This is a genomic window from Paenibacillus sp. FSL L8-0644, from assembly GCF_038008165.1.
Taxonomy (GTDB): domain Bacteria; phylum Bacillota; class Bacilli; order Paenibacillales; family Paenibacillaceae; genus Paenibacillus; species Paenibacillus polymyxa_D.
On sequence record NZ_JBBOYN010000001.1, the window covers coordinates 3915480 to 3941340 of the forward strand.

Genomic DNA, 25861 nt, shown 5'->3' on the forward strand with positions numbered 1-25861 from the left:
TTCCACACGGAGAGAACAGCCCTTTTTTTATTTTTCATTTGTTTAATTACAAATTATAGCGCACATTAACTACCGTATTGTTCTACCAAAACCGGCTTTTCAAATGCGTTATCCAGCTTGCGAAGCTTAGCCTTTACCGCATCTGGTGGCTCAACAGCTGGCGCATCTGGATGCAGCAACCATGATTTTACAAAATGCGTATCGGATAATTGAAAGAGTGGAGGCTCTTTCTCAAAGTCAATTTTCATAGCATAAGAACTGCGAGCTGCAAAAGCATCCCCTACAGGTGGGTGAAGCAGATCCGGAGGTGTTCCCGGAATAGCTGCCAGCTTCTGACCATGGCTGTCCAAACTTGGCATAGAGGCGAGAAGGCCCCATGTATATGGATGTTTCGGGTTGTAGAAAATTTCATTAACCGTACCTGTTTCCACGATTTGTCCTGCGTACATAACGGCAACGCGATCAGCCATCTTCGCTACAACACCGAGGTCATGAGTAATAAAGATGATGGAAGTATCAATCTTTTTCTGAAGATCTTTCATCAGTTCCAAAATTTGAGCTTGAATCGTTACGTCCAACGCAGTCGTCGGCTCATCGGCAATCAAAAGTTTCGGATTAGCAGCCAATGCCATCGCAATGACGACACGTTGACGCATACCGCCACTAAATTCATGCGGATATTGGTTAAAACGCTGTTCAGGATGTGGAATACCTACTAGATTCAGCAACTCAATACCCCGCTTGCGAGCAGCATCCTTGGATATTTTTTCATGCTTGAAAAGCACTTCCGTGATCTGCTTGCCCACTTTCATCGTCGGGTTAAGTGAAGTCATTGGGTCCTGAGAAATCAGGCCAATTTCCTTACCACGAATTTTTTGCATCTGCTTTTCCGTTTTATTAATCAGCTCTTGTCCGTCAAACATAATTTGACCCTTTTGATAAATGCCCGGAGGGGTCGGAATCAACTTCATAACAGCTTGTGAGGTTACGCTTTTACCTGAGCCGGATTCGCCCACAATCGCCAGCGTCTCTCCTTTATTGACATGAAAGTTTACGCCACGAATGGCCTGCACTAGTCCCTGGCGGGTCTTGAAAGATATCGTTAAGTCCTTCACTTCCAAAAGGCGGTTCATCTCATCACTCTTTCATTTATTATTCATCACTATTATTGACCACTATCTAAAAAAACGACGTCCATGAGTCAAGGTATATACGATTAATTTTACTCAGTTTAGTACCTACCAGTCAAGCTATATCTCAAATATCACCGAAAAACTTCCATTCGATGTTAGATAAATGAAATGTTTCTCCGAAAAAACGATCATTTTTAACCATTTTTGTACTCATTTATAACATGCGCTGGATATAGCTGAAGCGTGCTCCACCCAATGGCGAACGTGTGCAGAGTAGTTCTCCATTCAACCGGGTAGCAATTTGACGACAAATAGCCAATCCAAGACCTGTGACACCATTCGAGCCCGCATAGAATCTTCCGAACACCTCGGTTGCCTCTTGTTCGGTCAGCCCTTCCCCATCATCATCCACATGCATAACCCATACAACCTCCGGTGTTGTCCCTGTCTCCAAATGAATGACAACCTCTGCAGAGGTATGCCGAACTGCATTTTGCAGCAAATTCAATATCATGCGGAACAATTGCTCGGCCGGAACGGCCACATGCAGACCCTCTCCCTCCACTCGGAGCGAGATAGAACGTTCAGCAGCCACCGGCATCAATAGATGAACAGCATCCTCCGCCATGCTTCTAAGATCAACCAGAGAGACAGGCCACTCTTCATTCAGCGCCTCCAGCCTCGATAGCTGCAGCAGCTTTTCCACCATGTCAATTAACCGCTGGGACTGCACTTTGATGATACTCAGTCCCTCGTCCTGGGATACCACTTGATCCTGTATGGCATATACATAGCCTTGAATCGACATTAACGGTGTCCTTAGCTCGTGAGATACATTTTGTAGAAATTCAATTTGACCGTGATGGTGCTGCTGAATACGGGCGGACATGGAGTGAAAGGTGCCGATCAGCTCGCCAATCTCACTTTTATCCGCCTGCGGAAAATCACTATCCTGCGGCTGATTCGGCTCATAGTTGCCAACCGCCTCCTTCAATCGTTTGAGCGGACGCACCAGACGTGAGACCACCATCAGACCAATGACGAGAATCACTAAAAAACCCGCGATGATAGACAGTAATGTGGTTCTCATTAACGGTACATACAGGGCTCTCAAAGAAGATAAAGGTGAGTATACAAAAATACGAAAAGGTTGTCCGGGCAATTCTTCATTCGTAAACAGTACCTTTTTACCTTGAAGCACAGCCACCCCTTCATGTGTAGCGGTCAGATCCTGGGCAGACGGATGAACCGATGCAAAAAATCCCTGGCGGATCAAAAGCAAATGTTCGATCTTTTTGCCTTCCATTCCAGAAACGCTTGAGTCGATGATGTGGTTATCCGTGCTTAAAATAAAGTAATCGGTAGATAAAAGCACGCCCTTGATAACATAGTTAAATTCAGCATTATCCAGTCGATCAAAGCCTCCATCGCTCATAATATGGACGGCTTTGCGTGCCTGCTCATGAAGTTTGGATTTGGCTTGATTCACCAGAATGTCGTCGATAAGCCTAACGAATAAAACCACCGTAATACAGACGGTAATAAGCATGGCGATGGACAGGGAAAGCAGTATTTTAGCTCTCATCGTACGCATGATTACAACTCCTGAACCGTTGCTTTATATCCGAAACCCCATACGGTGTTAATGACGAGCGTAGAGTGATATTCAGCTAACTTTTTACGAATCCGTTTGACCAGATCATCCACGACTCTCACATCACCTATAAAATCATAGCTCCACACCTGCTGAATCAGATGTTCCCTGCCAAAAGGTCTTTCCAGATGATTCGCAAGAAACAGCAACAGATCGAATTCACGTGAGGTTAAATTCAGCTCTTGTCCGTCCACTGTGACTTTACGAAAGTCAGCAAAAATACACAGATTGCCCGCATGGCATAGATCTGCGTTTTCTGCCGCTTGCCTATCGTCCGATGCAGACATTCCGGCCTTGCTCAGTCTCAGCATCGCTTTGACCCTTCCTACCAACTCCCTTGGATTAAAGGGCTTGGTCAAAAAATCGCTGCAGCCCAGCTCCAGCCCGTGAATACGGTCGTTCTCTTCTCCACGGGCAGAGATCATAATGATCGGCATTTCCGTAAACTCACGAAGCTGAGTCAGTAGAGAAAGCCCATCAATGCCAGGCATCATAATATCAAGAACGAGACAATCCGGACGGTTCATACGGATATGCTCTACCAGTGTTTTACCGCTGGAAAAGGAAGTCACCTCGTAGGATTCTTTTTTCAAATATTCAGATATTAATTGCAGAATGAACACATCGTCATCCACTACTACTATTTTTGTCATGGCCTTAACCCCTTGCCGTTGTTCTGGATGCTTCCATCCTCTCTTTAAGCTTAACAGAAGCCTAGCAGAATAGACAAAAGACGGGTATACCGTTCCCGGTCCCGTCTTTCTTATCATGAATCGCTGCTGTATATGCCAGGCGAGCTGAGTGCTAACTACGCATCAAACTTATTTCTTGGTTGTTACTACTTTGGCTGCTGCTTTTGGAGCTGTTTTTGCTGGGACTGCTTTTTTAACTGGAGTTTTGTGGGTCACTTTTTTAGCTACGACATGATGTGTACGAGTTTTATGAGCTGTTGCTTTGTGTTTAACAACATTATGTTTTTTGGCATGATGTTTAACTGTACGGTGCTGCCCTTTCACTGCTTTTGTTTTGTGGCTTGCCACTTTTTTCGCAACGGATTTTTTGGCAGGGGCTTTCTTTGCTTTGGTTGTTGTTTTATGAGCTGTTACAGCTTTTTTAACCGGTGTTTTTACCACAGGTGTTTTTACCACAGGTGCTTTCGTCACAGGTGCTTTTGCCGGTGTTTTGGTAGCTGGTGTCATAACCGCAGGAGCTTTGGTTACTGGTGCAGTGCTCGCTGGAGTCGTTGTTGCTGTAGCGGCGAATGCGCTGCTTGCTCCTCCCAGTACACTTACTACGGTCAATACGGCTGCTGCATTTTTAGTCCATTTTTTCATGATTGAATCACCTCTCCTTTAAAGTATCTTTAGCTTATCAGGAGAATTCGGCATAATTGTGGAGCAAATGTGTGAAAAGTATATGAAAAAGTGTGCAGCTCTGTATTTAGAAAATACATGAGTCTGCACGCTATGAGTTTTACAATAACCGGCTTCACTAGCCAATGGCGATCCAGGAAATAATACCGTAGTTATGCGCGGTTTCGTTCCACTTGGTTACGACGATCACTGCTCCATTCGGCGTCTGAGATTTCAGCGTCGCATGAAAGAGAGGGTGGTTCGTCATCGCTACTAATGTGTAGTCCGGGTTTACAAAAGGCTCCCCGAATACAATGGTCACTTCCGTCTCTCCTTCACTGCCTTTCAAAAGAAACGGCGCTCTGCCGAACTGCTGCAATGCGGGCTGATTCGCACACGTACGAACCGGAGTGATGCTCAAATGCTCCGGCTTCACTGCGTTCAGCTCCAACTCACGTGAGCCTACAGTGCCTTCCACCAGATGATGGCCTTCAATGCTCTGCTCTGCCACATGATGGCTTTGTACCGCAGCGGCCTGCAGATGCTCTGCTCCCACAGCTCCCGGGCTCAGCACCTCGCTGTCGACGGCCTGAGCTTGCAGATGGTTTCGAGATATACTGTTTGCCTGAAGTCTGTCGCCACTGATACCTTCCTCTGGCAAAAGTCCCGAGAGATGAATATCTGTGGACAGCTGAGCTCGTGTCACTGAGCCTGCTTTTAGGTGATGCGAATCAATAACTTCCTCTCCAATGTGGTGGCTCTCAATAGCCTCCTCAGCCACATGACGGGACTGTACCGTTCCATCTGCCAGCTTGCTGGATGTTACCGCTCCTTCTTGTATAGCATCCTCAACCACCGCCTGCCAGCCTACATGCTGTGGTTGAATAGCCCCTGCTTGCAGATGCTCCGACTGGACTGAATCCAGCGCGATATGCCTGGACTGCACCACGCCTTCTGCCAGTGCGGACCCTTGGATCGCCCCCTCGGCCAAATGCTGAGCGTGTACGGCATGCTCCGTTAAATGCACGGAGTTTATGCTGGCTTCTGCCAAATTCGAAGCACGCACCGCCCGAAGTGCAAGCTTCTCAGCGTTCACGCTGCCTGCCTGGAGCGCGTGAACCGATATACTCCCCGGCGCAATATGCCGAGTCATCACTGCCGAAGCCTGCAAATGATCAGAGGTGACCGATTCAGGAGCCAGGTGGCTCGACTGGACGGCCTCTTCTGCCAAATGATTGGCTTGCACCGCTTCGTCTGTAATGTGCCACGGCTGGACCGAATGAGGAGATATTTTAGCGGCAGTTACGCCATCATCCGCTAGTTTGTCGGACGTAACGGACTCATTCTGCAAAGCATCGGTCGATATTGCTTGTGAGGCGATATGCACACCTTGAATAGTTCCAAGATGCAGATGGTGCGGTTGAATAGACTCCGGTGCGATATGCACGGACTTCACCGCCCCCTCTGCCAGCGCTCTGTCCTGTACAACACCGGGTGCCAAATGCCGAGGGTGTACGGCATGCTCAGACAGCTGTGAAGGACCAACACTTCCTTCCGCGAGATTCGTCGCGTGCACCGAGCGTGCCGCCAGTTTTTCCGAGGTGATGCTTTCTGCTTGAAGCGCACGACCTGACACACTGTCCTGGGCCAGATGTCTCGCAAATACCGAGGAAGCCTGCAAATGATCAGAGGTGACGGATTCAGGAGCCAGATGGCTCGACTGGACGGCCTCTTCTGCCAAATGATTGGCTTGCACCGCTTCGTCTGTAATGTGCCATGGCTGGACTGAGTGAGCAGACAGCTTGGCGGCAGTCACGCCATCATCCGCCAGTTTGTCGGACGTAACGGACTCATTCTGCAAAGCATCGGTCGGTATTGCTTGTGAGGCGATATGCACACCCTGAATGGTTCCCATTTGCAGATGATGCGACTGGACGGACTCCGGTGCGATATGCACGGATTTCACTGCCCCTTCTGCCAGCGCTCTGTCCTGTACTGCACCAGGTGCCAAATGCCGGGGGTGTACGGCATGCTCAGACAATTGTGAAGGGCCGACGCTTCCTTCCGCGAGATTCGTCGCTTGCACCGAGCGTGCCGCCAGCTTTTCCGAGGTGACGCTTTCTGCTTGTAACGCACGGCTAGACACACTATCCGGGGCCAGATGGCTCGCAAGTACCGCCGAAGACTGCAAGTGGGCAGAAGTGACAGATTCCGGTGACAGATGGCTCGACTGGATGGTCTCTTCTGCCAAATGATTGGCTTGCACTGCTTCGTCCGCAATGTGCCACGGTTGTACCGAGTGAGCCGACAGTTTGGCAGCAGTCACACCCTCATTCGCTAATTTATCAGACGTAACGGACTCATCCTGTAATACATCGGTCGATATCGACAGGGATGCCAGATGCTCGCTCTGAATAGTTCCAGGGTGCAGGTGATGCGGCTGGATGGATTCCGGGGCAATGTGTACTGACTTCACTGCCCCCTCAGCTAGCGCTGTATCCTGCACAGCGCCGACTGCCAAATGCTGAGTGTGTACCGACTGTGCAGATAAATGCGAAGGACCGACGCTGCCTTCCGCAAGATTCGTCCCTTGTACCGAGCGTGCTGCCAGCTTTTCCGAAGTGACGCTTTCCGCTTGTAGCGCAAGACCGGATACACTATCCGGCGCCAAATGACTCGCAAGTATCACCGAAGACTGTAAGTGGGCTGAGGTGACAGATTCCGGCGCCAGATGACTCGATTGAACGGCCTCTTCTGCCAAATGATTAGCTTGCACTGCTTCATCTGTAATGTGCCACGGCTGTACCGAGTGAGCCGACAACTTAGTGGCAGTCACACCCTCATCGGCCAATTTATCAGATGTCACAGACTCATCCTGTAAAACATCAGTCGATATCGACTGAGATGCCAGATGCTCGCCCTGAATGGTTCCAGGGTGCAAATGGTGTGATTGGATTGATTCTGGAGCGATATGCACGGATTTCACTGCTCCCTCTGCCAACGCTCTATCCTGTACCGCTCCGGCTACCAGATGCCGGCTGTGTACGGAATGTGCAGACAGATGTGACGGTCCGATGCTGCCTTCCGCAAGATTCGTCCCTTGTACCGAGCGCGCTGCCAGCTTTTCTGAGGTGACGCTTTCCGCCTGTAGTGCACGACCGGATACACTATCTGGCGCCAGATGACTCGTAAGCACTGAGGAAGCCTGCAAATGGCGAGAGGTAACGGATTCGGAAGCCAGATGGCTTGACTGGATGGATTCTGCTGCCAAATGATTTCCTTGCACTGCTTCGTCTGTAATGTGCCACGGCTGTACCGAGTTGACCGCCAGCTTGGCGGAAGTCACACCCTCATCCACCAATTTATCGGAGGTAACAGACGCATCCTGCAAAGCATCGGTCGATATGGCCTGGGATGCGATATGCTCGCCCTGAATGCTTCCTGTGTGCAGGTGATGTGGCTGGATTGACCCCGCGGTAATGTGTACCGACTTCACTGCTCCCTTTGCCAGCGTTGTATCCTGTACTGCGCCAGTTGCCAAATGCCGGGCGTGTACCGACTGTGCTGACAAATGTGACGGGCCGACGCTGTCTTCCGCAAGATTCATTCCTTGCACCGAGTGGGCTGCCAGCTTTTCCGAGGTGACGCTTTCCGCTTGTAGCGCACGGCCGGACACACTATCCGGGGCCAGATGGCTCGTGAGCACTGACGAAGACTGCAAGTGGGCTGAAGTGACACTTTCCGGTGCCAGATGGTTCGACTGGATGGATTCTGCTGCCAAATGATTTCCTTGCACTGCTTCGTCTGTAATGTGCCACGACTGTACGGAATGGGCCGACAGCTTGGCGGCAGTCACGCCCTCATCTGCCAATTTGTCAGATGTCACAGACTCATCTTGTAAAGCATCGGTCGAAATGGCCTGGGATGCAATATGCTCGCCCTGAATGATTTCAGTATGCAGATGGTGTGGTTGGATCGATTCCGGGGCAATGTGCACGGACTTCACCGCTCCCTCTGCCAGCACTCTATCCTGTACCGCTCCAGCTGCCAAATGCCGCGTGTGTACGGACTGCACAGATAGATGTGAAGGGCCGATACTGCCTTCTGCAAGGTTCATTCCTTGTACCGAGCGGGCTGCCAGCTTTTCCGAGGTTACACTTTCCGCTTGAAGTGCACGACCGGACACACTATCCGGAGCCAAATGTCTCGTTAGCACCGAGGAGGCCTGTAGGTGCACCGAGGTGACCGCTCCAGATGCCAGATGGGTCGAGTCCACAACCGCCACGGCCAAATGGTTGCTTTGTACAGCTTCATCCATAATATGCCCGGACTGCACTGCATGGGCTGACAACTTGGTAGAGGTTACACTTTCCTCTGATAGTTTGGCAGAGGTAACCGCTTCATCCTGTATGGCTTGAGTCGCTATAGCCTGCAATGCAATATGCTCTCCCTGAATGATCCCGCTTTGCAAATGCTCGGATTGGATGGATTCTGCTGTAAGATGCTCAGACTTCACAGCATTCTGGGCTAATATCGTGTCCTCTACTGATCCTGCGGCCAAATGTCTGGTTTGTACGGCCTGTGCAGCCAAATGCCCAGGTCCCACGCTGTTTTCCGCCAGGTTGGAAGCCTGCACAGCCCGAGCCGCTAACTTCTCGGAAGTGACGCTTTCCGACTGAAGTGCATGGCCGGACACACTATCTGGGGCGAGATGTTTGGTTTGGACCGAAGCAGACTGCAAATGGTTGGAGGTGACGGATTCCGGCGCCAGATGATTCGCCTCCACTGCTTCAACAGCCAGATGGTTGCTCAGTACTGCTTTATCCGTAATATGCCATGGCTGCACCGAACGAGCAGACAGCTTGGAGGAAGTGACACTGCCCTCAGCTAGCTTAGGCGCAGTAATCGCCAAATCATTAATTTTATCCGTAGCCACACTTTCCGGCGATAGTTTCAACGAAGTAACGGCATGATCCTGTAAATGGTGGGAGTATACCGCACCACTGGCCAAATGCGCGGTATGAACAGCGCCTTCGCCTAGTATGTCTGCGGTAACGGACTGTTCTTGCAACGCCGCGGTTCCGACACTGTCTTCCCCAAGATGCTTGCTCTGTACAGAGCTCTGGGCCAAATGGGTTGAATCCACCGATTGAGCCTGTAACGCCTTTCCGCCCACACTGTTGTCGGCAAGGTGGTTTTCACGGATTACTCCCGTTGCAATGTGTACGTGGGTAATGGCTTGAGACGCAACTTTATTTCCGGTTACCGCCCCTGTGCCAATTTTAGTTTCTATAACCGCCTCGTCAGCGATTTTGTCAGACTTAATAGCGCTCGAAGCGATGTGATTTTCCTTGATAGCCTGATTCGCCACATGGTAATCCAGAACTGCACCCTTCCCTATTTTCTCGCTTGTCACAGCCCCGGAATGCAAATGTTGCTCCGTAACCGCCTCTGGTGCAATATGATCTTTCCGAATAATTTCGGATTGAAGATGCACGGAAGAAACTGCCTCTGGAGAAATCTGAGGTCCTTGTATGGCTGCTGTTGCAATATGTCTGGTAAGTACTGCCTCATCGGCAATTTTGTGTGGGAGAATGCTCTGATCCGATATTTTGGATGAAGTGACGGATTGATCAACAATCTGCAATGAGCCTACAGACTGATCTGCCAGTTTATTGGATTGAATACTCCGATCCGCGATATGCCGGGCTGTTACTTGGCCCGTTCCAAGCTGCTCTTCCCCGATGGAGCCAGGACTGAGATGCTTTCTTTCAATCGCTCCTGCCTGAATGTGCGTACTGGTGACTGCCTCAGACTCCAGATGACGCCCGCTGACAACACCTTCCTCCAATTGTTCCCTGCCCACAATTCCGTCGGATAGCTGCTTGCGATTAATCGAACCGGGGGCCAAATGCCTTGCATGAACGGCATGCTCGGTCAGGTGCGCGCTCTCAATGCTGCCTGCCTGGATTTTAGTTCCATCCACAGCCCCATCCCGCAATTTGGAGGTGGTCACAGACTGATCGCCCAGCTTGGAGCTATCAACAGCTTCATTCGCCAAATTGTTCGATTGAATCGTACCGCTGCGAATTTTATCGGAGGTGACCGACTGATCTTGAAGCATATCTGAAGACACGATCCATTGCTTGAAATGACGGCTTTCAATCGAGCCATTGGCAATATGATCGCCGCTGATAATTTTATCCGCCAGCTTTTCTGGAGTGATGCTGCCATCACGAAGTTTTTCACCACTAATAGAGCGATCCTGCAATTTACTGCCTGCCACTGATGCGTCTGACAGATGCTCGACCGTAATGGAGTCGGGAGCAATCTTCGAAGCAGTCACAGCACCGTCAGCTATTTTAATTGTATGAACAGCATAATCTGCTAGAAATTCCGTTTGGATACTCTCTTGTTTCAGCTTGCTGGAATCTATGGAAGCGGGAGCGATCTTTTCACCTGTCACAGCGAAATCACTCAAATCGTCTGTATAGATGAAAGCATTGTTTACATGCGGAGCCTTCTTATTGTTCAAAATTTCTTCCACATCAATTGGATCAGGTTCTGGTTCTGGTTCCGGCTCTAGCTCTATCTCTGGCTCTGGCTCTAGCTCTGGCAGTGGGGGTTCTTCCATCAAAGCTGGAGTCTCCTCAACATCTGCAACCTCAATTTCTTTCTCGTGCAGAGCCTCGACTTCAGGCTCGACAACTGTCTTTAGCTCCGACTCCTCTGTAGTTGGGGGAGGCGGAGAAGCAACTTGATGAAGTCTTGCTTCTGTCTCCCTCTCCGCAGGCAGTGGTTTTGAGCGTTGTATCATACTTAACTCATTCATATCCGGGTCAATTACACGATAGAGCGGCTTTTTGTTTCTGTTGGTTTTTCGGCTCTTGTTCTTCAAGCAGCTCTCTCCCTTCTCATGTTTATCGTTACAGCATCATATGCAGACCCTTAGGCACTTGCCACCCTGTACAGAGATTCACTTTTGGGTAAAAAGGATACTTACTAAAATCCACGTTTGAAAAAAAATAGTTAAAAGTTAAAATAGTAAGGGTGAAGATCGCTACAAGAAGAGAGGAATTACAATAACATGATTATCAAACCAAGAACACGTGGCTTTATCTGCACCACTGCTCATCCGGTGGGCTGTGCCCAACATGTTCAGGAGCAAATTGACTATGTACAGGCCCGTCCTGCTATCCAAGGCCCCCGTAATGTACTTGTAATCGGGGCATCTGCCGGATATGGATTGGCTTCTCGCATTACTGCCGCCTTCGGTGCGCGTGCCAATACAATTGGCGTGTATCGTCCTAGCAATGCTACGGCTACACGCACAGCATCGGCAGGCTGGTACAATTCTGCTGCATTTGAAAAAGCCGCTCAGGAAGCTGGGCTTAAATCCTTAAGCGTGACAGGAGATGCCTTCTCGGATGAGGTCAAAGCCAAAACGGTGGAAGCCATTCGCGAAGAACTGGGACAAGTCGATCTAGTGGTTTATAGTGTCGCTTCAGGTCGCCGTACAAATCCCCGCACAGGCGAAACGTTTAATTCCGTGCTTAAACCTATTGGTAAGCCTTACACAAACAAGACCGTTAACTTCCACACCGGGGAAGTCAGCAGCGTGACGCTCGAACCCGCAACAGAAGAAGAGGTACAAGGAACTGTAGAAGTTATGGGCGGTGAGGACTGGAAATTGTGGATTGACGCCTTGCGTGCTGGCGGCGTGCTCGCCGATACTGCAACGACCTTCTCTTTTTCGTACATCGGTTCAGATATTACACAAGCCATCTACAGAGAGGGCAGTATCGGAAGTGCAAAGGATCATCTGGAGGAGACAGCACGTCAGCTGAACGATCAGCTGAAAGTTACAGGCGGACGCGCCTTCGTCGCAGTCACCAAAGGACTCGTTACCCAATCAAGCTCCGCTATCCCTGTCGTTCCTCTGTATATTTCTGCTTTATATAAGGTAATGAAGGAAAAAGGGCTGCATGAAGGGTGCGTAGAACAGAGCTACCGCCTGTTTGCTGAGCGTCTGTACGCACCAGAAACTCCTGTAGATGAAGAAGGACGTATTCGCATTGATGATTGGGAACTGCGCGAAGACGTGCAGGCAGAGGTTGAGAAGATATGGGAGGCGCTGACGACCAACAATATCTACGAATTGTCAGATCTTGAAGGATATCGTCGCGAATTTTTCCAACTGTTCGGCTTTGAGTTCGAAGGTGTGGACTATGATGCTGATATTGATCCCATCATAAATATTCCTAACGTGCGCTAAGTCTTTTAGTGCTGTCCCTATGTTAGAAAAACAAAAAAAGCTGTTCTCCAGCAGAGAAACATTTCGTTCTGCATGGAGGACAGCTTTTGTTTTTAATTAAAAGGGACACTTATGTCCGCTTTGAACTGCAAATGATGCTATCATTGCAATTTTAAATTTCATTTGATATTGTACAGGTAGGCATAGCAAAATCCCTCTTCCTAACAAGAGGGTAAACACAGTTGGACAAGTCCTACCTTGACTGACCGTGATACTATTTGCTCAGCCCATCACACCCATATAAGGAGGTGCACAACATGGCAAAAGACGTTCTGTGTGAAGTCAACTCTTGTACGTACTGGGCCCAAGAGAATAAATGCAGCGCTAGCTCCATTTACATCGTAAGCAACAGACCAGAAGACACTCACAAGTCTGAAGAAACAGACTGCAAAACCTTCGAAGCCAAGTAAATCTTTGATTTCAAGCCTAGCTTTATAATGAAGGAGCCCATGCCCGGGTTCCTTCTTTCTTATGATATTCTAACAAGAATGATAATTATTATCAAGTCCTTTTTCGGTACAGAAAAGCGCTTTTCGCTTGTATACAATCATTTCTCTGCTACTTTATAAATCCACGCCGAAAAGGACACTGCTGTTCTCTCTAAAGACAAAAAAAGAAGCGTCGCTCTGAACGATTCGCTTCTTATGCTTGACCTTTTGTAATTGTTCCTGCTTGGTCGGCTTCATTCGTATGTGCTGTGAAATCTCGCCATAATGGTCATTTGTTTTGCGGCTCTGTGCCGCGCAATAGATTCCAGCGCGTTTTGCCTTGCTTAGCGCTTTTTGTGTTTGAGTACGTGCCATACGGCTTCACTCTCCTTCATTGGACTCCTTTTATCATAGCATCCAATAGTCAAATCGTGAATGGTTTGTCTGACTCAAACAATCTTCAATTCATTAAATGTCTGAAAAAATATCCGGATCGCCACTGGAGGCCGCTACAATAAAAACAATAACTATAAAAATGATGATCAGTGTATAAATCAGTGTACCGATAATACTACATACCAGTCCAGCAATGGCCATACCTCTGCCTTGCTCGCCATGACGGTTAATTTCCTTCAGGGAAAGACTGGACAAAATAATACCCACAATTCCGATAATCAACCCAAGATAGGGAATGACAACAGATAAAATCCCGAGCACCATCGAGGCAACAGCTTTACTATTGGTAGGTGGAACTACTGGGGGCGGGTTAAATGGGGCGTTATAATCGTTCGTCTCCTGAAAAGGATCGGAAGATCGAGGCTCCTTGTACAAATCACTCATCTGTTAAATTCAACTCCAATACGAAAAATAGCAATTATATAAGTTCTAGGGTACCACAATCTTACAAATCAGGACAGTACTTATTTCGAATTTTTAAATTAGAACGTTAAAAAGAAGAAACATAGCGATATTAGCACTTTTTGAGGTAACTGGGCATACAGTATTTTACCTGTTACAGATCAATTGTGCTCCATGAGAGCATCCTGCCAAGGAGGTCGGAGCTATGCTATATCGTGCAACATCCCACAGAAAGCGCTCGCCTCACAAACGTTTAAATGCAAACACACTTAGGATAATATCCACTGCTATGCTGCCATTTTACAAAGCTATTGCAACCCGACGTGCTTTTGCCGTCCAATGGTCACGAGCTGTCGTTCAGGCGAATTTGGATCGGATGAAATCCCTTCTCTGCTCAGTAGCTCCATTTGCCGCCAAACAAGGCTTAGGCACGAACGGCATCGGCTACTTTATTTCCTTTTTAGCTCAGCCACCGATGCTCTATTATACGAATGGAACAACGATTCCACCGGGGACTGTGCAGTTTACATTTGAGCCGAGAGTTCATCGCGCCATCGCAAAAGCCGTTTTTCCGCTGTATCGCGAATTGGCACGTAATCCATGTTTTGCTTCTGCCTTAGCCAAAGCGATCAACAGACAAGACCAGCGTGCAGTTCATGTCATGATCCGTAGTTTGATTCCATCCTCTGCGCTGAAATCCGTACAAATTGAGGACGATGGCTTTGCATTGCTTTTTAAGTATTCCTTTAGTAAGTACCCCTATCGCAATCTGCTCTTTCGGGAGTTCACTTAAAAAAGTCTCTACAAGCGTGCCTGCTTGAGTTCTCCAATGAGCTCTTTTCCCAGTTGTATGGCCATATCTGTCAGCACTCGGATTTCGTCCTTGGATGCATGGTCCAAATGTGTCCCGCAGCAAATGGCAAAATTGCCCGCAAACTCTTTTCGTAAGCGAACTGCAATTTCTTCGGTAATATAAAACTCCTTGTGATTTTGCAATTGCACAGTTTGAATCGGCTCGAGTCTGGCCCCTGCTGTAATCGTTCCCAAATGGGGCTGATCACCGCCAGAAATGAGTACAACGATATCTTCCCCCATAAAATAGGCATCCAGTACAAGACGGATACGTCCGCTTTCTTTTTGCAAATGAATCATAGGATCCTCTCCTGCTAAAAAATATTATTGTGAAACGATTCACTTTATAGAGTTCTACTCATTGTATCGCTTCTTGAACAGTTCGACAATTTAAAAATGGCCCACAGCAGCCTATAAACCGTAGCTTGCTGTGGGCCTTCATTGTTATTCTAAAACAAGCATTCCATTTCCTACTGGGTGTTAACGGATCGTGATCGTATGCACAGTCTTACCGCTTGCGCCGTCATTATCCGTCACCGTTAGCTCCACGGTATACGTTCCAGCTGTGGTGAATTTATGCTTCACCTTGGAACCGACCGCCGTATCACCATCCCCAAAATTCCAGCTGTAACTGACGATCTCACCGTCTACATCACGGGAAGCTTTGGCGTTAAATTGTACATTTTTGTTCTTCTTAGCGGATTCATTAGCCTGAATAATGGCTACTGGCTTCTCATTGGATGTAGGTGGATTCGGATCAGGGTTCTGTCCTCCACCATTGGTTACATACAATCTTCCCGGTGCCTCCGTCTCCACTTCATTTCCCGCTGCATCCCTTACCCGGATCACGATGACTCCGCCTTCCAGGTTCAGGGAAGATGAAGTGAAATAAGTACCTTCATAGTGGCCTGACGAAGTTTCATTTAATGGAATATCGTTGCGACCCAAAGTGGACAGGTTGAAAGGCAGCTCCACATGGAAGGACGCCTCCAAACCGGATGCACTGTCAAAGGATACTCGTACCGACTGTCCTGGAGTAATACGCACATCCTCAGCAGGACTAATGTTTTCAAGCTTCGGCAGAGCTGTATCGACATACACCGAGCGCGTAACGGTTGTTTCGTTTTCGGCAAGATCCTTGGCCGTCACCGTAATTTGATTTTCACCTTCGTTGATAAGCAACCGCTTGTTAAAGCTGCCGTCACTTCCAAATTCAGCGGGCTCACCATTAATCGTCAATTCGGTGAGGAACTCGTCATACACAGTACCGACTACACTGACTACACCCGCGTTTGTACGCGCCCCTTCATCAGGTGAAGTCAGGATCAGACCCGGTTTAGTCTGGTCAAGCGTCACAACTACCGGCTCGGAACGATCCGTTATTTTGCCGTATACCGCTGCTTGAACACTTAGCGGATTAGCACCTGGTTGAAGATCAACCGACAGACTGAACTGACGATCCTTCACCTTCGTTGTGCCAGCCAGCTCCTTACCGTTAAAGAGCTGAATATCGGCTCCTTCTGCCGGAGAAGTTCCTGTTACGGTAATCGTCTCTTCCTGCGTATAGGTAGCCTTCGTAGGAGTCGTAATCGTTGGAGCATTCACCGGATATCTGACGATAGCCCGGATCATGTAGTTCCCTTCCTCCTCAGGTGATTGGCTCCATGTGCCGCTTACACCTTGCCAGCTTCGAAGCGCATTGGGACTGCTTTCATCTGTAGCAAGACCCGGCGACTGTGTGCCTACAGCAGACTGTGTATATACGATGTAGAAGTCACCTTGAACCGTCACCGGCTCTGGGAGCTGCACCGTCGTCCATTGTGTCTCATCCCGTACGGCAGTCCCGTCGAATGGACCAGCCAACAATCGTCCAGGTGCTCCTGCCACACCGGAGGCGTCATAGACAGAATATTGGAATGCCGTTCCTCCCGGATTCGGGAAGGCAGAGTTCCAGAACAGAAGCGATGCTCCTGTCACTTGAGTCACTTCCGACTCAGGTGTCATTCTGACTGCCCATGAATTGCCTGCCGCGTTAAAGGCTCTAGCATTTTCTCCTGTCCCGTCATCGTAAGCAATGCCTCCTTGGAACCCGATAAAAGGTTTCAACATGACATTCGCTGCCACACTACCATTCGGAGGAGCAGTAACGGATACACTGTCGCTATAATAATTTTCGGCTGCAATGGACAAGGTGTATGTTCCTTCCAGCACATCCAGCGTAAATTCTCCAGCCTCATTCGTTTCTACCGGAGCAATACGTGCATCCTCCACCACCAACACTTTCGCTTTTTGGATCGGTTCACCGGATTGCTTGTCGGTAATGACCCCGTGAATCGTACCGTGAGGTATGGCCTGAAGACTAAAGTTTGCTCTGATAACTTTGTTATTCTCAATCGTGACTGCTTTCGTTTGAGGCACGTAACCGTAGGCTTCAGCCTTCAGCGTATAGTCGCCGGCTACATGGGTGAAGCTGTATTTGCCCGTGGTCGGATCCGTTTTTACCGAACGTCCGGTTTCCAATACCGTAACCGTAGCGCTGGCTGGAAGACTGTCGAGACCGACACGTCCACGTTCCACCGTTGTTTCTGCCGGCTTCACTTTCTCCTGGAATTCACTCTTTTCAGTACTTGTAATTTTGTACAGCGGGAACTGTTCTTCCGCTTTTTCCAGCTTGATATTCGACTCAGGTACGATGTCCTTGGTCACTGTTGTAGCTGGAATGCCAAGCACACGGAAATCGTCAATATACCAGCCGTTCTTGTTCACACTGTTATCCGATTTCAAACGGAAGCGAATTTGAATTTCATTGCCGGCGTAGCTATCCAGATTGTAATAAACCGGAGCCCACTTTTTCCCGTTCGTATTGTGAGAAAATTTGCCCAGCTCGCTCCACGTGTCACCATTGTTTTTGGACACTTCCACATAACCGTAATCATAGCCAGCCTCAATTTCAAACCAGTGATTGAAGGTCAGTGTTGCGTTGCGTACAGCTTGCAAATTAATTTTTGGTGAAACCAGCGAAAAGTCAGCTCCGTTCTCATAATTGCTATCCAGATCGGTTGCCCACACATTCGGTTTGGACACCGCACTCTCTGGTCCTACTTCCTTAGGAACGCCGCGTTCCCACTCATCTTTGGTGCCGGAATGAGTCCAGCCATTATCCGAGCTGCCATCAAAATGATCGCTATACAGCGTATCCGGCACGTCTACTCTCAGAGAAGCCTCATTCGACTTGATTCCTTCATTGCCACTATAATCCTCGGCCGCCACTGCATAATGGTAGGTCGCTCCACCGACCGTGATGGTATCTGTGAATGTCAGTGCTGAGGTTGTACCGACGGAAGCATAATTTTTACCTGACTGGGTAGAACGATACACCTTGTACTGCTTCACATCTTCATCGGAGGAAGCATTCCAGGCCAGCGTGACGTTGCCCACAGTATCTGCTTCAGCAGTCAAATTGCTCGGCGCAGCAGGTGCAACGGTGTCTGGCTCCTGAATCGACAGATCGTCAATATACCAGCCATCTTTCACAACCGTATTGTCACTAGTAAAGTTGAACAGGAGGTATACCTTTTGACCCGCGAATGCCCGCAAATCAAGATATTGTGTTTTCCAGCCGTTGCTGGCGCCGGTAAACGATAATACCTGCTCAAACGCATTCTGATTGTTTGTGGTTGCTACGTACACTTTGCCGAAATCAGAATTGTTTTCAAGATCGTACCAATGCTTGAAGCTGACCAGTGCCCCTTTTGAGCTCTCGGTCAGATCAATCGGAGGGGCCATAAAATAACTGTTGGAGTTGGTCTGATATTGGCCTTCGAGATTGGTCGCGATGACCTTTGTACCCGAATGTGCGCTTTTAGGGCCGCTTGTTGGAGTTCCCCATTTCCAAACACTGCCCTGTCCACCGATATTAATACCGGCAATGTCTTTTTCAAAGTCTTGTGTGTAGCCTGGTTTTACCCCTTTAGAGATTTTCACCTTATATACTTCAGTTTCAAATCCGTTATTACCGTAATCATTTACACGAATATAGTATTCCAGACCAGCGCTATCCACCAAAAAAGTCGGGATGGATGCTTGATATGTACCATCTTTGCTGTCGCCGGAGGTCCGTTCCAACGGAATATATACATAGTTTGACGTACCCGCTGTTTTGGCAAATGCCTCAACGGCTGTCACGCCGACATCATCCGTTACATGAGCAGTCAGAGGTATATCAATACCCTCGAATGCCGCAGCGGGCGGTGTATGCTCGAGAACAGGTGCTTCCAGATCGTCGCCACCCGTTACAACTTTACCAGACACGGAGCCCAGACCCTGCATGACCGAACCGACCGCATCCAGCGCATTAATGACACCATGTCCGTAGCCATTGTTTGGTGAAGTAGGATATGTGCTGTCCGTTCGTGGTGTAGCCGTATTCATCAAAATTTCCTCAAGTTGATCTACGGTAAGCGAATGATTCGCTTGCAGCAACAGCGCTGCAAGGGCCGCAACATGAGGTCCCGCCATAGAAGTACCGTTATATCCGCCTTTATAGGCGCCACCAGCAACAGATGACCGGATATTAACACCCGGCGCGGAAACTTCGGGCTTCACTTCACCATAGGGTGAGGGTCCTAACAATGAGAAGCTGGCCAGATTATCATTGCTATCCGTGGCTCCAGTAGCGAAGGATTCCGGATAGTTCGCCGGATTGGCTACTGAGGCAGGTCCGCCCGGATTGGAAAGAGAGGTGTTACCTGCAGAGAATTCGGGGAAAATTTGAGCATCCCGCCATGCCTGAACCACAGGCCGGAACCATTCATCAAGACCCGGTCCGCCCCCCCACGAGTTGTTCACTACGTCTGGAGCAAGCTCGGGATGAAGATTCCCTTGGGCATCTTTTGGCGCAAGCAGCCATTGACCGCCATCCAGTATAATTGCATCCGTCGTTTCCGGATTAAAAATCCGAACCGCAATCCACTTGGCGCCAGGTGCAACGCCCACTCGGTTCGTTCCGTTTTCCTCAGAGCCGACCATCGTTCCCATCGTGTGCGTACCATGGGAATCGGCTTCCTGATCGACCGGAAGCGTCGAATGACTATGCGGATCGTACCAGCTCAGCTCGGGATTCACGACATTGCCTGCCGCGTCCAGACCCCGCCATTTGCGATGAAGGGCCGGATGTGTATAATCTACACCTGTATCCAGATTGGCGACCACGATTCCGGTTCCGTCGATTCCTTTTTCCCACACTTGTGGTGCGTTAATATGGGATATGTTCCATTCCACCGTAGATGGGTCTACAGCGTTCTTACCTGCATTGCCAGGCTTAGCCGATGTTTTGCCATCGTCCTTCTCCAGCTCTACAGCTTTCTCTACCGATGCAGACTTCGCCGTTGCTGCTGTCGCTGTTGCAGCTGTTTCAGCCGTTTTGGCACTTGCTCCCTCTGCTTGCTTGTCAACTGTCACCTTTTGCAGATAACGCGTTTCATTCGGTAAGACTTTATCGACCTCAGGTAGTTTCGAAATATGATCCAGCACCTCCTTGGTGCTTGTTACAGCCAATGCATTGACAATAAAATAGCTTTTATATTCCTTCACTCCGCCGCTCTCTGATTGCTTGTCCAAGTAATTTTCAAGCCCATATTGGGTTCTTGAAGCGGTTTCACGCAGAGAGCTGATCACATGGCTGCGTGCAGCCATTTTGGCAGCGGAGGGTGTTATTTTCTCAAGTGAGGCCTTTTGGAGAGCATTTTTGGAAACCTTGTTGGTGTCTACCTGTTCTTTTAATTTGACCAGATAGGTAACATAGTTATTCTCCTCAAACTGTTTGGTCAGTTTCGGAGATACCTTCGCGGTCGTGACCTTGTGAGAGGCTGATTTCAGCTCCAGCTTGGAGCCATCCGGTGTGTTATTCGCCAAAGCAGGTTGAACAAAGGAAAAGGCCATTAGTAAAGATAGTCCGATAGACAGTGGTTTCTTGAATCGTTTAGGTTTAATCAATTACTTTTCCACTCCTTTTACTAGGTTTAATGTTTCTGAAATAACCTGTACAGAGTAAGACCTCATGCCTTGCACATCAAACACACGGGTTGCGCAACATGATGTGGTTGGCGACCACCTCCTTCATAGAATATAGAGGCACAAAAATATTTGGCTGTTCATAGATGGCGGTACTTCATAGGTGAGTTTACAATCCCAATAGAAGAGCGATGAAATTCAGTAGAAACCAAGGAGAAAAAGCAGGAGAACTTCGAAGAAAAACATGTTATATCATTACAGTTTATATTAAAAATTGATATATAATCATATATTATGGAATAGTATAAAGTTATCAAAACAGATATACAAGTCATTTTTTTGCATTTTTCTTGAAATTCTATAACTTTTATATTCTTTTATGTACGAAAACCCCTTTTTAGCGGCTACGTAATTAGTGCATTACACGGTTAGCAGGTGTATGCAATCTCTGTACGAGCCGCTCAAAGGGATTTTCGGAAGACTTTCTTAATCCTGTCTGATTATTTTTACTTAAGTACGGAGTTCACCGCAGCAAGCGCGTCGATCAGACCATATCCGTAACCATTGTTCGGTGAAGTCCGATACTGGCTGTCTGTCAGCGGAGTTGCTGTTTTTGAAATAACATCCTCCAGTTGGTCCACGGTCAAAGATGGTTTGGCCTGAAGCAGTAATGCTGCTAATCCGGCAGTATGCGGGCCTGCCATGGAGGTACCGTTCCATCCCCCCTCATACACTCCGCCCGGTACAGAAGAACGGATGTTTACACCAGGAGCCGAAATTTCAGGCTTCACTTCGCCATAAGGAGAAGGACCGCGCAGCGAGAAGCTGGCTAGCTTGTTGTTAACGTCCGTGGCTCCTGTCGCATAAGCCTCCGGCAGATTTGCCGGATTGGCTACAGACCCAGGTCCGCCCGGATTGGACAGTGTTGTGTTGCCTGCGGAGAACTCAGGGAAAATCTGAGCCGCTCTCCACGCCTTGGTGACTGGACGATACCATTCATCCAGGCCAGGTCCACCGCCCCAAGAGTTATTCACCACATCCGGTGCAAGCTCAGGGTGCTTTTTACCGTTTTTATCTACAGGAGCAAGAATCCATTGTCCACCGTCCAGTAAGATGGAGTCGGTGGTATCTGGATTGAATACTCGAACCGCAATCCATTTGGCGCCAGGAGCAACACCGATTTCATTCGTACCGTTGCTGTCCGAGCCAACGCTTGTACCCATCGTATGTGTACCATGTCCATTTGAATCAGTTGGCAGCGATGCTCCATCAACCGCATCATACCAGCTCAGTTCTGGATTCACGACCTGACCGGAAGCATTCAGACCACGCCATTTTCTTTTCAACGCCGGGTGAGTATATTCAACGCCTGTATCCAGATTGGCGACAACAATGCCTTTGCCGTCAATGCCTTTGGCCCAAACCTGTGGTGCTTTGATTTTAGAGATATTCCACTCGACACGGCTTGGCGTTACCGCATCCTTATATACGGATTCTTCCACCGATTTTTGCGCATTCTCTTCCGTCACAGCCGTATCTACAGCGGCCTGATCTGCAACCATTTGGTCAGCTGTAGATTCCTCAACCACAGGCTGGGCATCCTTATCTATTTCTACCTTTTGCAGTTCCCGCTTTTCATCCGGTAAAATTTTGTCGATCTCAGGAAGTGTGGCCAGATTATCCATGACCTCTTTGGTGCTGGTGACCGCAAAAGCGTTCACAATAAAGTAACTCTTGTACTTTTTGACGCTTCCGTTATTAACTTCTTTCTTTAAGTATTCTTCCACGGATTGTTGCGTTTTTTCTGCTGTATCCATGAGAGAGTTCACAACTGTTGTACGTACAGAAAGCTTAGCAGCAGCGGGTGAAATCTGCTCTGCAGAGGCCTTTTGGAAAGCATGCTTGGCAACGGACTCCGTATCCACCTGATCCTTCAATTTAACCAGGTGACATACTCACTGGCACTGAATTGTTGGTTCAGCTTGGCTGAAACCTTGGCGGAAATGGTTGATCCTCCTGCTGAGGTGGTTGTGCTGGAATCCCCATATACCGGGGAAATTAGAGAAAAGGCAAGAAGAGCGGTAAAACTGACCGACAGTGTCTTTTTGATATTTTTCGACTTAATCAATACTTTCCATCTCCCTTTACTTGGTTTTTTAATTCTCAAGGACAACCTTCCGGACAGCTACGTCAAAAGTTCACAAAATAGCCTCTGGTACTCACCTCCTTTAAAAAATATAGATTCCGCCGGGGTGAAATCCATAGATCATCATTCTGAGGTGAACAACCCTTGGTGCAGACCGTAAAAAACGAGCATCGGGTAGAAACAGGTGGACAAGTTTGAAAATGATAAGTGAAAAAAATGAAGAGAAAGGTAGGATAAGAAATTTAGAAGTAATCGAGGAGGTTAATGTGCAAGTATTAAAATACAATTTAAAACAAAAGAATGAAACATATGGTATCTTTTGAATCTAGTATAGTGTCATAAAATCAGATATTCAAGCATTCTTTTGAATTTTATTCCTTTTTTCCTTGAAAAAAAGAAAAATCTCTTCCATTTTCGAAGCAAATGCAAGTCTTCATTGTGCACTTGGTTTCGGAGATCAGAAGAGATTTTTCGACATTCAGCAAGAAACTTAAAAGAGTGTTATCTGCCGCTATTTACAGGTATGGGAACCGAGACGGCTCCATCTGGAAAGGATGATTTGGTTGGCTGCGGTCTGCGGCACAGACTCGTACATTCTCGGAAAGCCATTTGCCTGCATCCACAGCAATGATCCTGATTCACCAGTGCAAGGGCAGCCGTAAGGGCCTCTCCTGTGTGTTCAAAAAAATGCTTTTGTCCAATCATGTCGTAGCATCCGGTTTTCTGTAGTAATGCCAACGGTTGAGGCTGGAGTCCGGAAACAAGCACTGTCCCGCCAGACTTCCGGTATTTCTGAATTAATGCAGTAAAGTTACCTTCTCCCGTCATATCCATAAAAGGAACCTTTCCCATACGTAACAACAAAATCCCTTGTAGGTGATCAGTCCGGCCTCCCACACCTGAGTTTTCCAATACCGAGGCTGCACCGAAAAATAGAGGGCCTTCCACATTGTAAATAGCCACTTGTGGACAATCATGCTGATCTGTGACCATATGGGCGCCTACTTTTTCATGTTTTACAGAAGGATCAGGAAGTACCTTGTCTACTGAAAGTGTACTGCTCATACGTTTAACAAACAATACAACCGCTAGAATCAGGCCTACCTCCACAGCCGTTGTCAGCGTCGTAAAAACCGTCAGCAAAAAGGTGACAACCAGCACAATAGAATCCGCTGTCCGCGTTTTGAGAATGTGCGCAAAATGCTTGCGCTCACTCATATTCCACGCTACTACCATCAGCACCGGAGCCATACTGGCCAACGGAATGTTAGATGCGTAAGGTGCAAAAAGCACCAGAATGAGGAGCACCACGAACCCATGTACGATGCCTGACATAGGAGAAACAGCACCATTACGGATATTTGTGGCGGTGCGGGCAATTGCACCTGTCGCAGGAATACCGCCGAACAGCGGTGTCAGCAAATTAGCAATCCCTTGTCCAACCAGTTCACGATTGCTGCTATGCCGGGCTCCCGTCATACCGTCAGCTACCACCGCTGAAAGCAGAGATTCAATAGCTCCCAGCATTGCAATAACAAGTGCTGGCGGCAAGAGTTTCACGATCAAATCCCACGTCACCGCAGGAATATGTAGCTCAGGCAAAGATGCTGGAATTGTGCCATACGCAGAGCCAATCGTAGCCACCTGCCCTGGAAAAAGTAAAGCTGCCACCAGCGTTGACAAGAGTAGACCAACCAGTGATCCGGGTATCTTGGGCCATTTTTTAGGCACCAAAATAAGCGCGGCAAGACAGATACAAGCCGTCAGGATACTATACACATTCAGTGAAGGAAGTCGATGGATGAGCTCTGCCATGGAAGGCAGAAAAGTTTCATGCCTCTCTACCCCGCGCAAGCCGAGAAAGTTAGCAATCTGACCACTGAATATCGTCACGGCAATTCCGGCCGTAAAGCCAATCGTTACTGGCTTGGGAATAAACTTGATCAATGCCCCCAGCCTGAGTACACCCATTAAAATGAGCATAATGCCCGCCATAAAACCGGCTATGAGTAAGTTCTCATAACCGTATTGCATGACAATAGCTAGCAAAATCGGAATAAACGCGCCTGTAGGTCCTCCGATCTGGAATTTGGATCCTCCCAGCAGCGAAACCAAAATTCCCGCAACAATGGTCGTATACAGCCCATATTCCGGCTTTACTCCTGATGCAATGGCAAACGCCATACCGAGTGGAATCGCCACAATCGCTACAATACTTCCGGAAATGAGATCCTTTCGCAAAGCCCCTGCGTTATAGCCTTCGAACCTTCCTATCCACTTCATTCCTGTAACCCTTCTTTTCTGTAATAGCATTACTTCTCGTTACGTATACCTTCCAGCAACGAGATAGCTTCGACCAAATGATTGTCAAAAATCCGTCGCGCCACTGCAAGCAGCTCCGTCAAAAGCGGATCACGTAGTGAATACACAACCGATGTACCTTCCTTGAAGCTGTTCACCAAATTTTTGGCTCGTAAAACGGCCAATTGCTGCGATACGGCAGAACCTTCAGAACCGAGCGCAGTCTGCAGCTCGTTCACATTCCGTTCCCCTTCACTCAGCACCTCCAAAATGCGGATGCGCAGAGGGTGAGCCAATGCTTTGAAAAAGTCGGCCTTAAATTTCTGGAGATCTCCTTCCATGCCTGCTCCGTCCCCCTCACAGAATTGTCCTATAAACGATCAACAATATCTGAATATTTGAATATTTAGTACAATAACAGCTTCGGGCCAATTGAACTATGATGTTACTCACACTTCACCATGAGTAAAGTCACATTTTTCCACACTTCTACCTTTCAGGGGTTGACAGCTTCCACAGGTTTCCATTAACATAGCAATTAACTTTTAAGAAAAGGGGGCCGACAGACATGACCGTGCTTTACATGATAACGACAGACAGGCAGCATGATACAACCACATATTTGAGTTTTCGTCTCATCGGCCCCGTTCGGGCGACATGATGGGTGATATCACGCTGTCTGACGGCGTGATTAGCCGGGCTTTTTTATTTTTTTATGCTATTGGAAGAACAGGTTATTTTACGTATTTATGATGTGTTGATCATAAAATGTAATAACACTTTCGGTGCAAGAAGCCGTAGACGACAAGTC

The 25861-nt window shown here is 48.1% G+C and carries 15 protein-coding genes and 1 pseudogene; 4 read left to right on the top strand and 12 right to left on the bottom strand.

Features of this window, described 5'->3' with window-relative positions:
- Positions 1–65 precede the first annotated feature (65 nt).
- The 5 genes from NSS94_RS17795 to NSS94_RS17815 all read right to left on the bottom strand — a co-directional run bounded on the left by NSS94_RS17795 (position 66) and on the right by NSS94_RS17815 (position 11037).
- A complete protein-coding gene (locus NSS94_RS17795; RefSeq protein WP_029515635.1) occupies positions 66–1133 on the bottom strand; it encodes an ABC transporter ATP-binding protein in 1068 nt (355 codons plus the stop codon).
- Positions 1134–1347: 214 nt separating this feature from the next.
- The gene (locus tag NSS94_RS17800; protein ID WP_340932890.1) at positions 1348–2727 is read right to left on the bottom strand and encodes a HAMP domain-containing sensor histidine kinase; all 1380 of its coding nucleotides are present in this window, start codon (positions 2725–2727) and stop codon (positions 1348–1350) included.
- Between the two features lie 2 nt (positions 2728–2729).
- A complete protein-coding gene (locus NSS94_RS17805; protein WP_039272977.1) occupies positions 2730–3440 on the bottom strand; it encodes a response regulator transcription factor in 711 nt (236 codons plus the stop codon).
- A 168-nt stretch (positions 3441–3608) separates the two neighbouring features.
- The gene (locus NSS94_RS17810; protein ID WP_341039805.1) at positions 3609–4121 is read right to left on the bottom strand and encodes a hypothetical protein; all 513 of its coding nucleotides are present in this window, start codon (positions 4119–4121) and stop codon (positions 3609–3611) included.
- A 157-nt stretch (positions 4122–4278) separates the two neighbouring features.
- Positions 4279–11037, bottom strand: a complete 6759-nt coding sequence (locus NSS94_RS17815) for a WIAG-tail domain (protein ID WP_341039807.1) — start codon at positions 11035–11037, stop codon at positions 4279–4281.
- A 189-nt stretch (positions 11038–11226) separates the two neighbouring features.
- On the opposite strand from NSS94_RS17815, the gene fabV reads away from it, so the two are divergent.
- Entirely contained in the window at positions 11227–12414 is a 1188-nt protein-coding gene (gene fabV, locus NSS94_RS17820; RefSeq protein ID WP_029515641.1) for an enoyl-ACP reductase FabV, read from the top strand.
- 296 nt (positions 12415–12710) lie between these two features.
- Positions 12711–12863: a DUF1540 domain-containing protein gene (locus NSS94_RS17825; protein ID WP_013311427.1), complete on the top strand. Its 153-nt coding sequence runs from the start codon at positions 12711–12713 to the stop codon at positions 12861–12863.
- A 153-nt stretch (positions 12864–13016) separates the two neighbouring features.
- Here the strand turns inward: NSS94_RS17825 and NSS94_RS17830 are convergent, their stop codons facing one another.
- Positions 13017–13256, bottom strand: a complete 240-nt coding sequence (locus NSS94_RS17830) for a hypothetical protein (RefSeq protein ID WP_318627513.1) — start codon at positions 13254–13256, stop codon at positions 13017–13019.
- A gap of 93 nt (positions 13257–13349) precedes the next feature.
- The gene (locus NSS94_RS17835) at positions 13350–13721 is read right to left on the bottom strand and encodes a DUF4190 domain-containing protein (protein ID WP_029515642.1); all 372 of its coding nucleotides are present in this window, start codon (positions 13719–13721) and stop codon (positions 13350–13352) included.
- A 223-nt stretch (positions 13722–13944) separates the two neighbouring features.
- Between NSS94_RS17835 and NSS94_RS17840 the strand changes: the two genes are divergently transcribed.
- Positions 13945–14532 carry a hypothetical protein gene (locus NSS94_RS17840; protein ID WP_029515643.1) on the top strand — a complete coding sequence of 196 codons (588 nt, stop codon included), beginning with the start codon at positions 13945–13947 and terminating at the stop codon, positions 14530–14532.
- Positions 14533–14540: 8 nt separating this feature from the next.
- On the opposite strand, the gene lpdD is transcribed toward NSS94_RS17840, so the two are convergent.
- From lpdD to NSS94_RS17855, 3 genes and pseudogenes are all read right to left on the bottom strand, one after another.
- Positions 14541–14891: a prenylated flavin chaperone LpdD gene (gene lpdD / locus NSS94_RS17845; RefSeq protein ID WP_341039809.1), complete on the bottom strand. Its 351-nt coding sequence runs from the start codon at positions 14889–14891 to the stop codon at positions 14541–14543.
- A 180-nt stretch (positions 14892–15071) separates the two neighbouring features.
- Complete coding sequence (locus tag NSS94_RS17850) at positions 15072–20585, bottom strand: S8 family serine peptidase (protein WP_341039811.1); 5514 nt, start codon at positions 20583–20585, stop codon at positions 15072–15074.
- A gap of 524 nt (positions 20586–21109) precedes the next feature.
- Positions 21110–22701, bottom strand: a pseudogene (locus NSS94_RS17855) (S8 family serine peptidase).
- Here NSS94_RS17855 and NSS94_RS17860 point away from each other — a divergent pair.
- Positions 22586–22909 carry a hypothetical protein gene (locus NSS94_RS17860; protein ID WP_341040439.1) on the top strand — a complete coding sequence of 108 codons (324 nt, stop codon included), beginning with the start codon at positions 22586–22588 and terminating at the stop codon, positions 22907–22909. The pseudogene NSS94_RS17855 and the gene NSS94_RS17860 sit on opposite strands and share 116 nt — an antisense overlap.
- A gap of 341 nt (positions 22910–23250) precedes the next feature.
- Here the strand turns inward: NSS94_RS17860 and NSS94_RS17865 are convergent, their stop codons facing one another.
- Complete coding sequence (locus tag NSS94_RS17865; protein WP_341039814.1) at positions 23251–25032, bottom strand: SulP family inorganic anion transporter; 1782 nt, start codon at positions 25030–25032, stop codon at positions 23251–23253.
- Between the two features lie 29 nt (positions 25033–25061).
- Positions 25062–25391, bottom strand: coding sequence for an ArsR/SmtB family transcription factor (locus NSS94_RS17870; RefSeq protein WP_013311437.1), 330 nt, complete (start codon positions 25389–25391; stop codon positions 25062–25064).
- Positions 25392–25861: the final 470 nt, after the last annotated feature.

Bases quoted from the DNA above. Each gene is read 5' to 3' on its own strand.
- NSS94_RS17830 (WP_318627513.1), bottom strand. From the start codon at position 13,256: ATGGCACGTACTCAAACACAAAAAGCGCTAAGCAAGGCAAAACGCGCT.
- lpdD (WP_341039809.1), bottom strand. From the start codon at position 14,891: ATGATTCATTTGCAAAAAGAAAGCGGACGTATCCGTCTTGTACTGGAT.
- NSS94_RS17810 (WP_341039805.1), bottom strand. From the start codon at position 4,121: ATGAAAAAATGGACTAAAAATGCAGCAGCCGTATTGACCGTAGTAAGT.
- NSS94_RS17835 (WP_029515642.1), bottom strand. From the start codon at position 13,721: ATGAGTGATTTGTACAAGGAGCCTCGATCTTCCGATCCTTTTCAGGAG.
- NSS94_RS17825 (WP_013311427.1), top strand. From the start codon at position 12,711: ATGGCAAAAGACGTTCTGTGTGAAGTCAACTCTTGTACGTACTGGGCC.
- NSS94_RS17795 (WP_029515635.1), bottom strand. From the start codon at position 1,133: ATGAACCGCCTTTTGGAAGTGAAGGACTTAACGATATCTTTCAAGACC.
- NSS94_RS17870 (WP_013311437.1), bottom strand. From the start codon at position 25,391: ATGGAAGGAGATCTCCAGAAATTTAAGGCCGACTTTTTCAAAGCATTG.
- fabV (WP_029515641.1), top strand. From the start codon at position 11,227: ATGATTATCAAACCAAGAACACGTGGCTTTATCTGCACCACTGCTCAT.
- NSS94_RS17805 (WP_039272977.1), bottom strand. From the start codon at position 3,440: ATGACAAAAATAGTAGTAGTGGATGACGATGTGTTCATTCTGCAATTA.
- NSS94_RS17865 (WP_341039814.1), bottom strand. From the start codon at position 25,032: ATGAAGTGGATAGGAAGGTTCGAAGGCTATAACGCAGGGGCTTTGCGA.
- NSS94_RS17840 (WP_029515643.1), top strand. From the start codon at position 13,945: ATGCTATATCGTGCAACATCCCACAGAAAGCGCTCGCCTCACAAACGT.
- NSS94_RS17800 (WP_340932890.1), bottom strand. From the start codon at position 2,727: ATGCGTACGATGAGAGCTAAAATACTGCTTTCCCTGTCCATCGCCATG.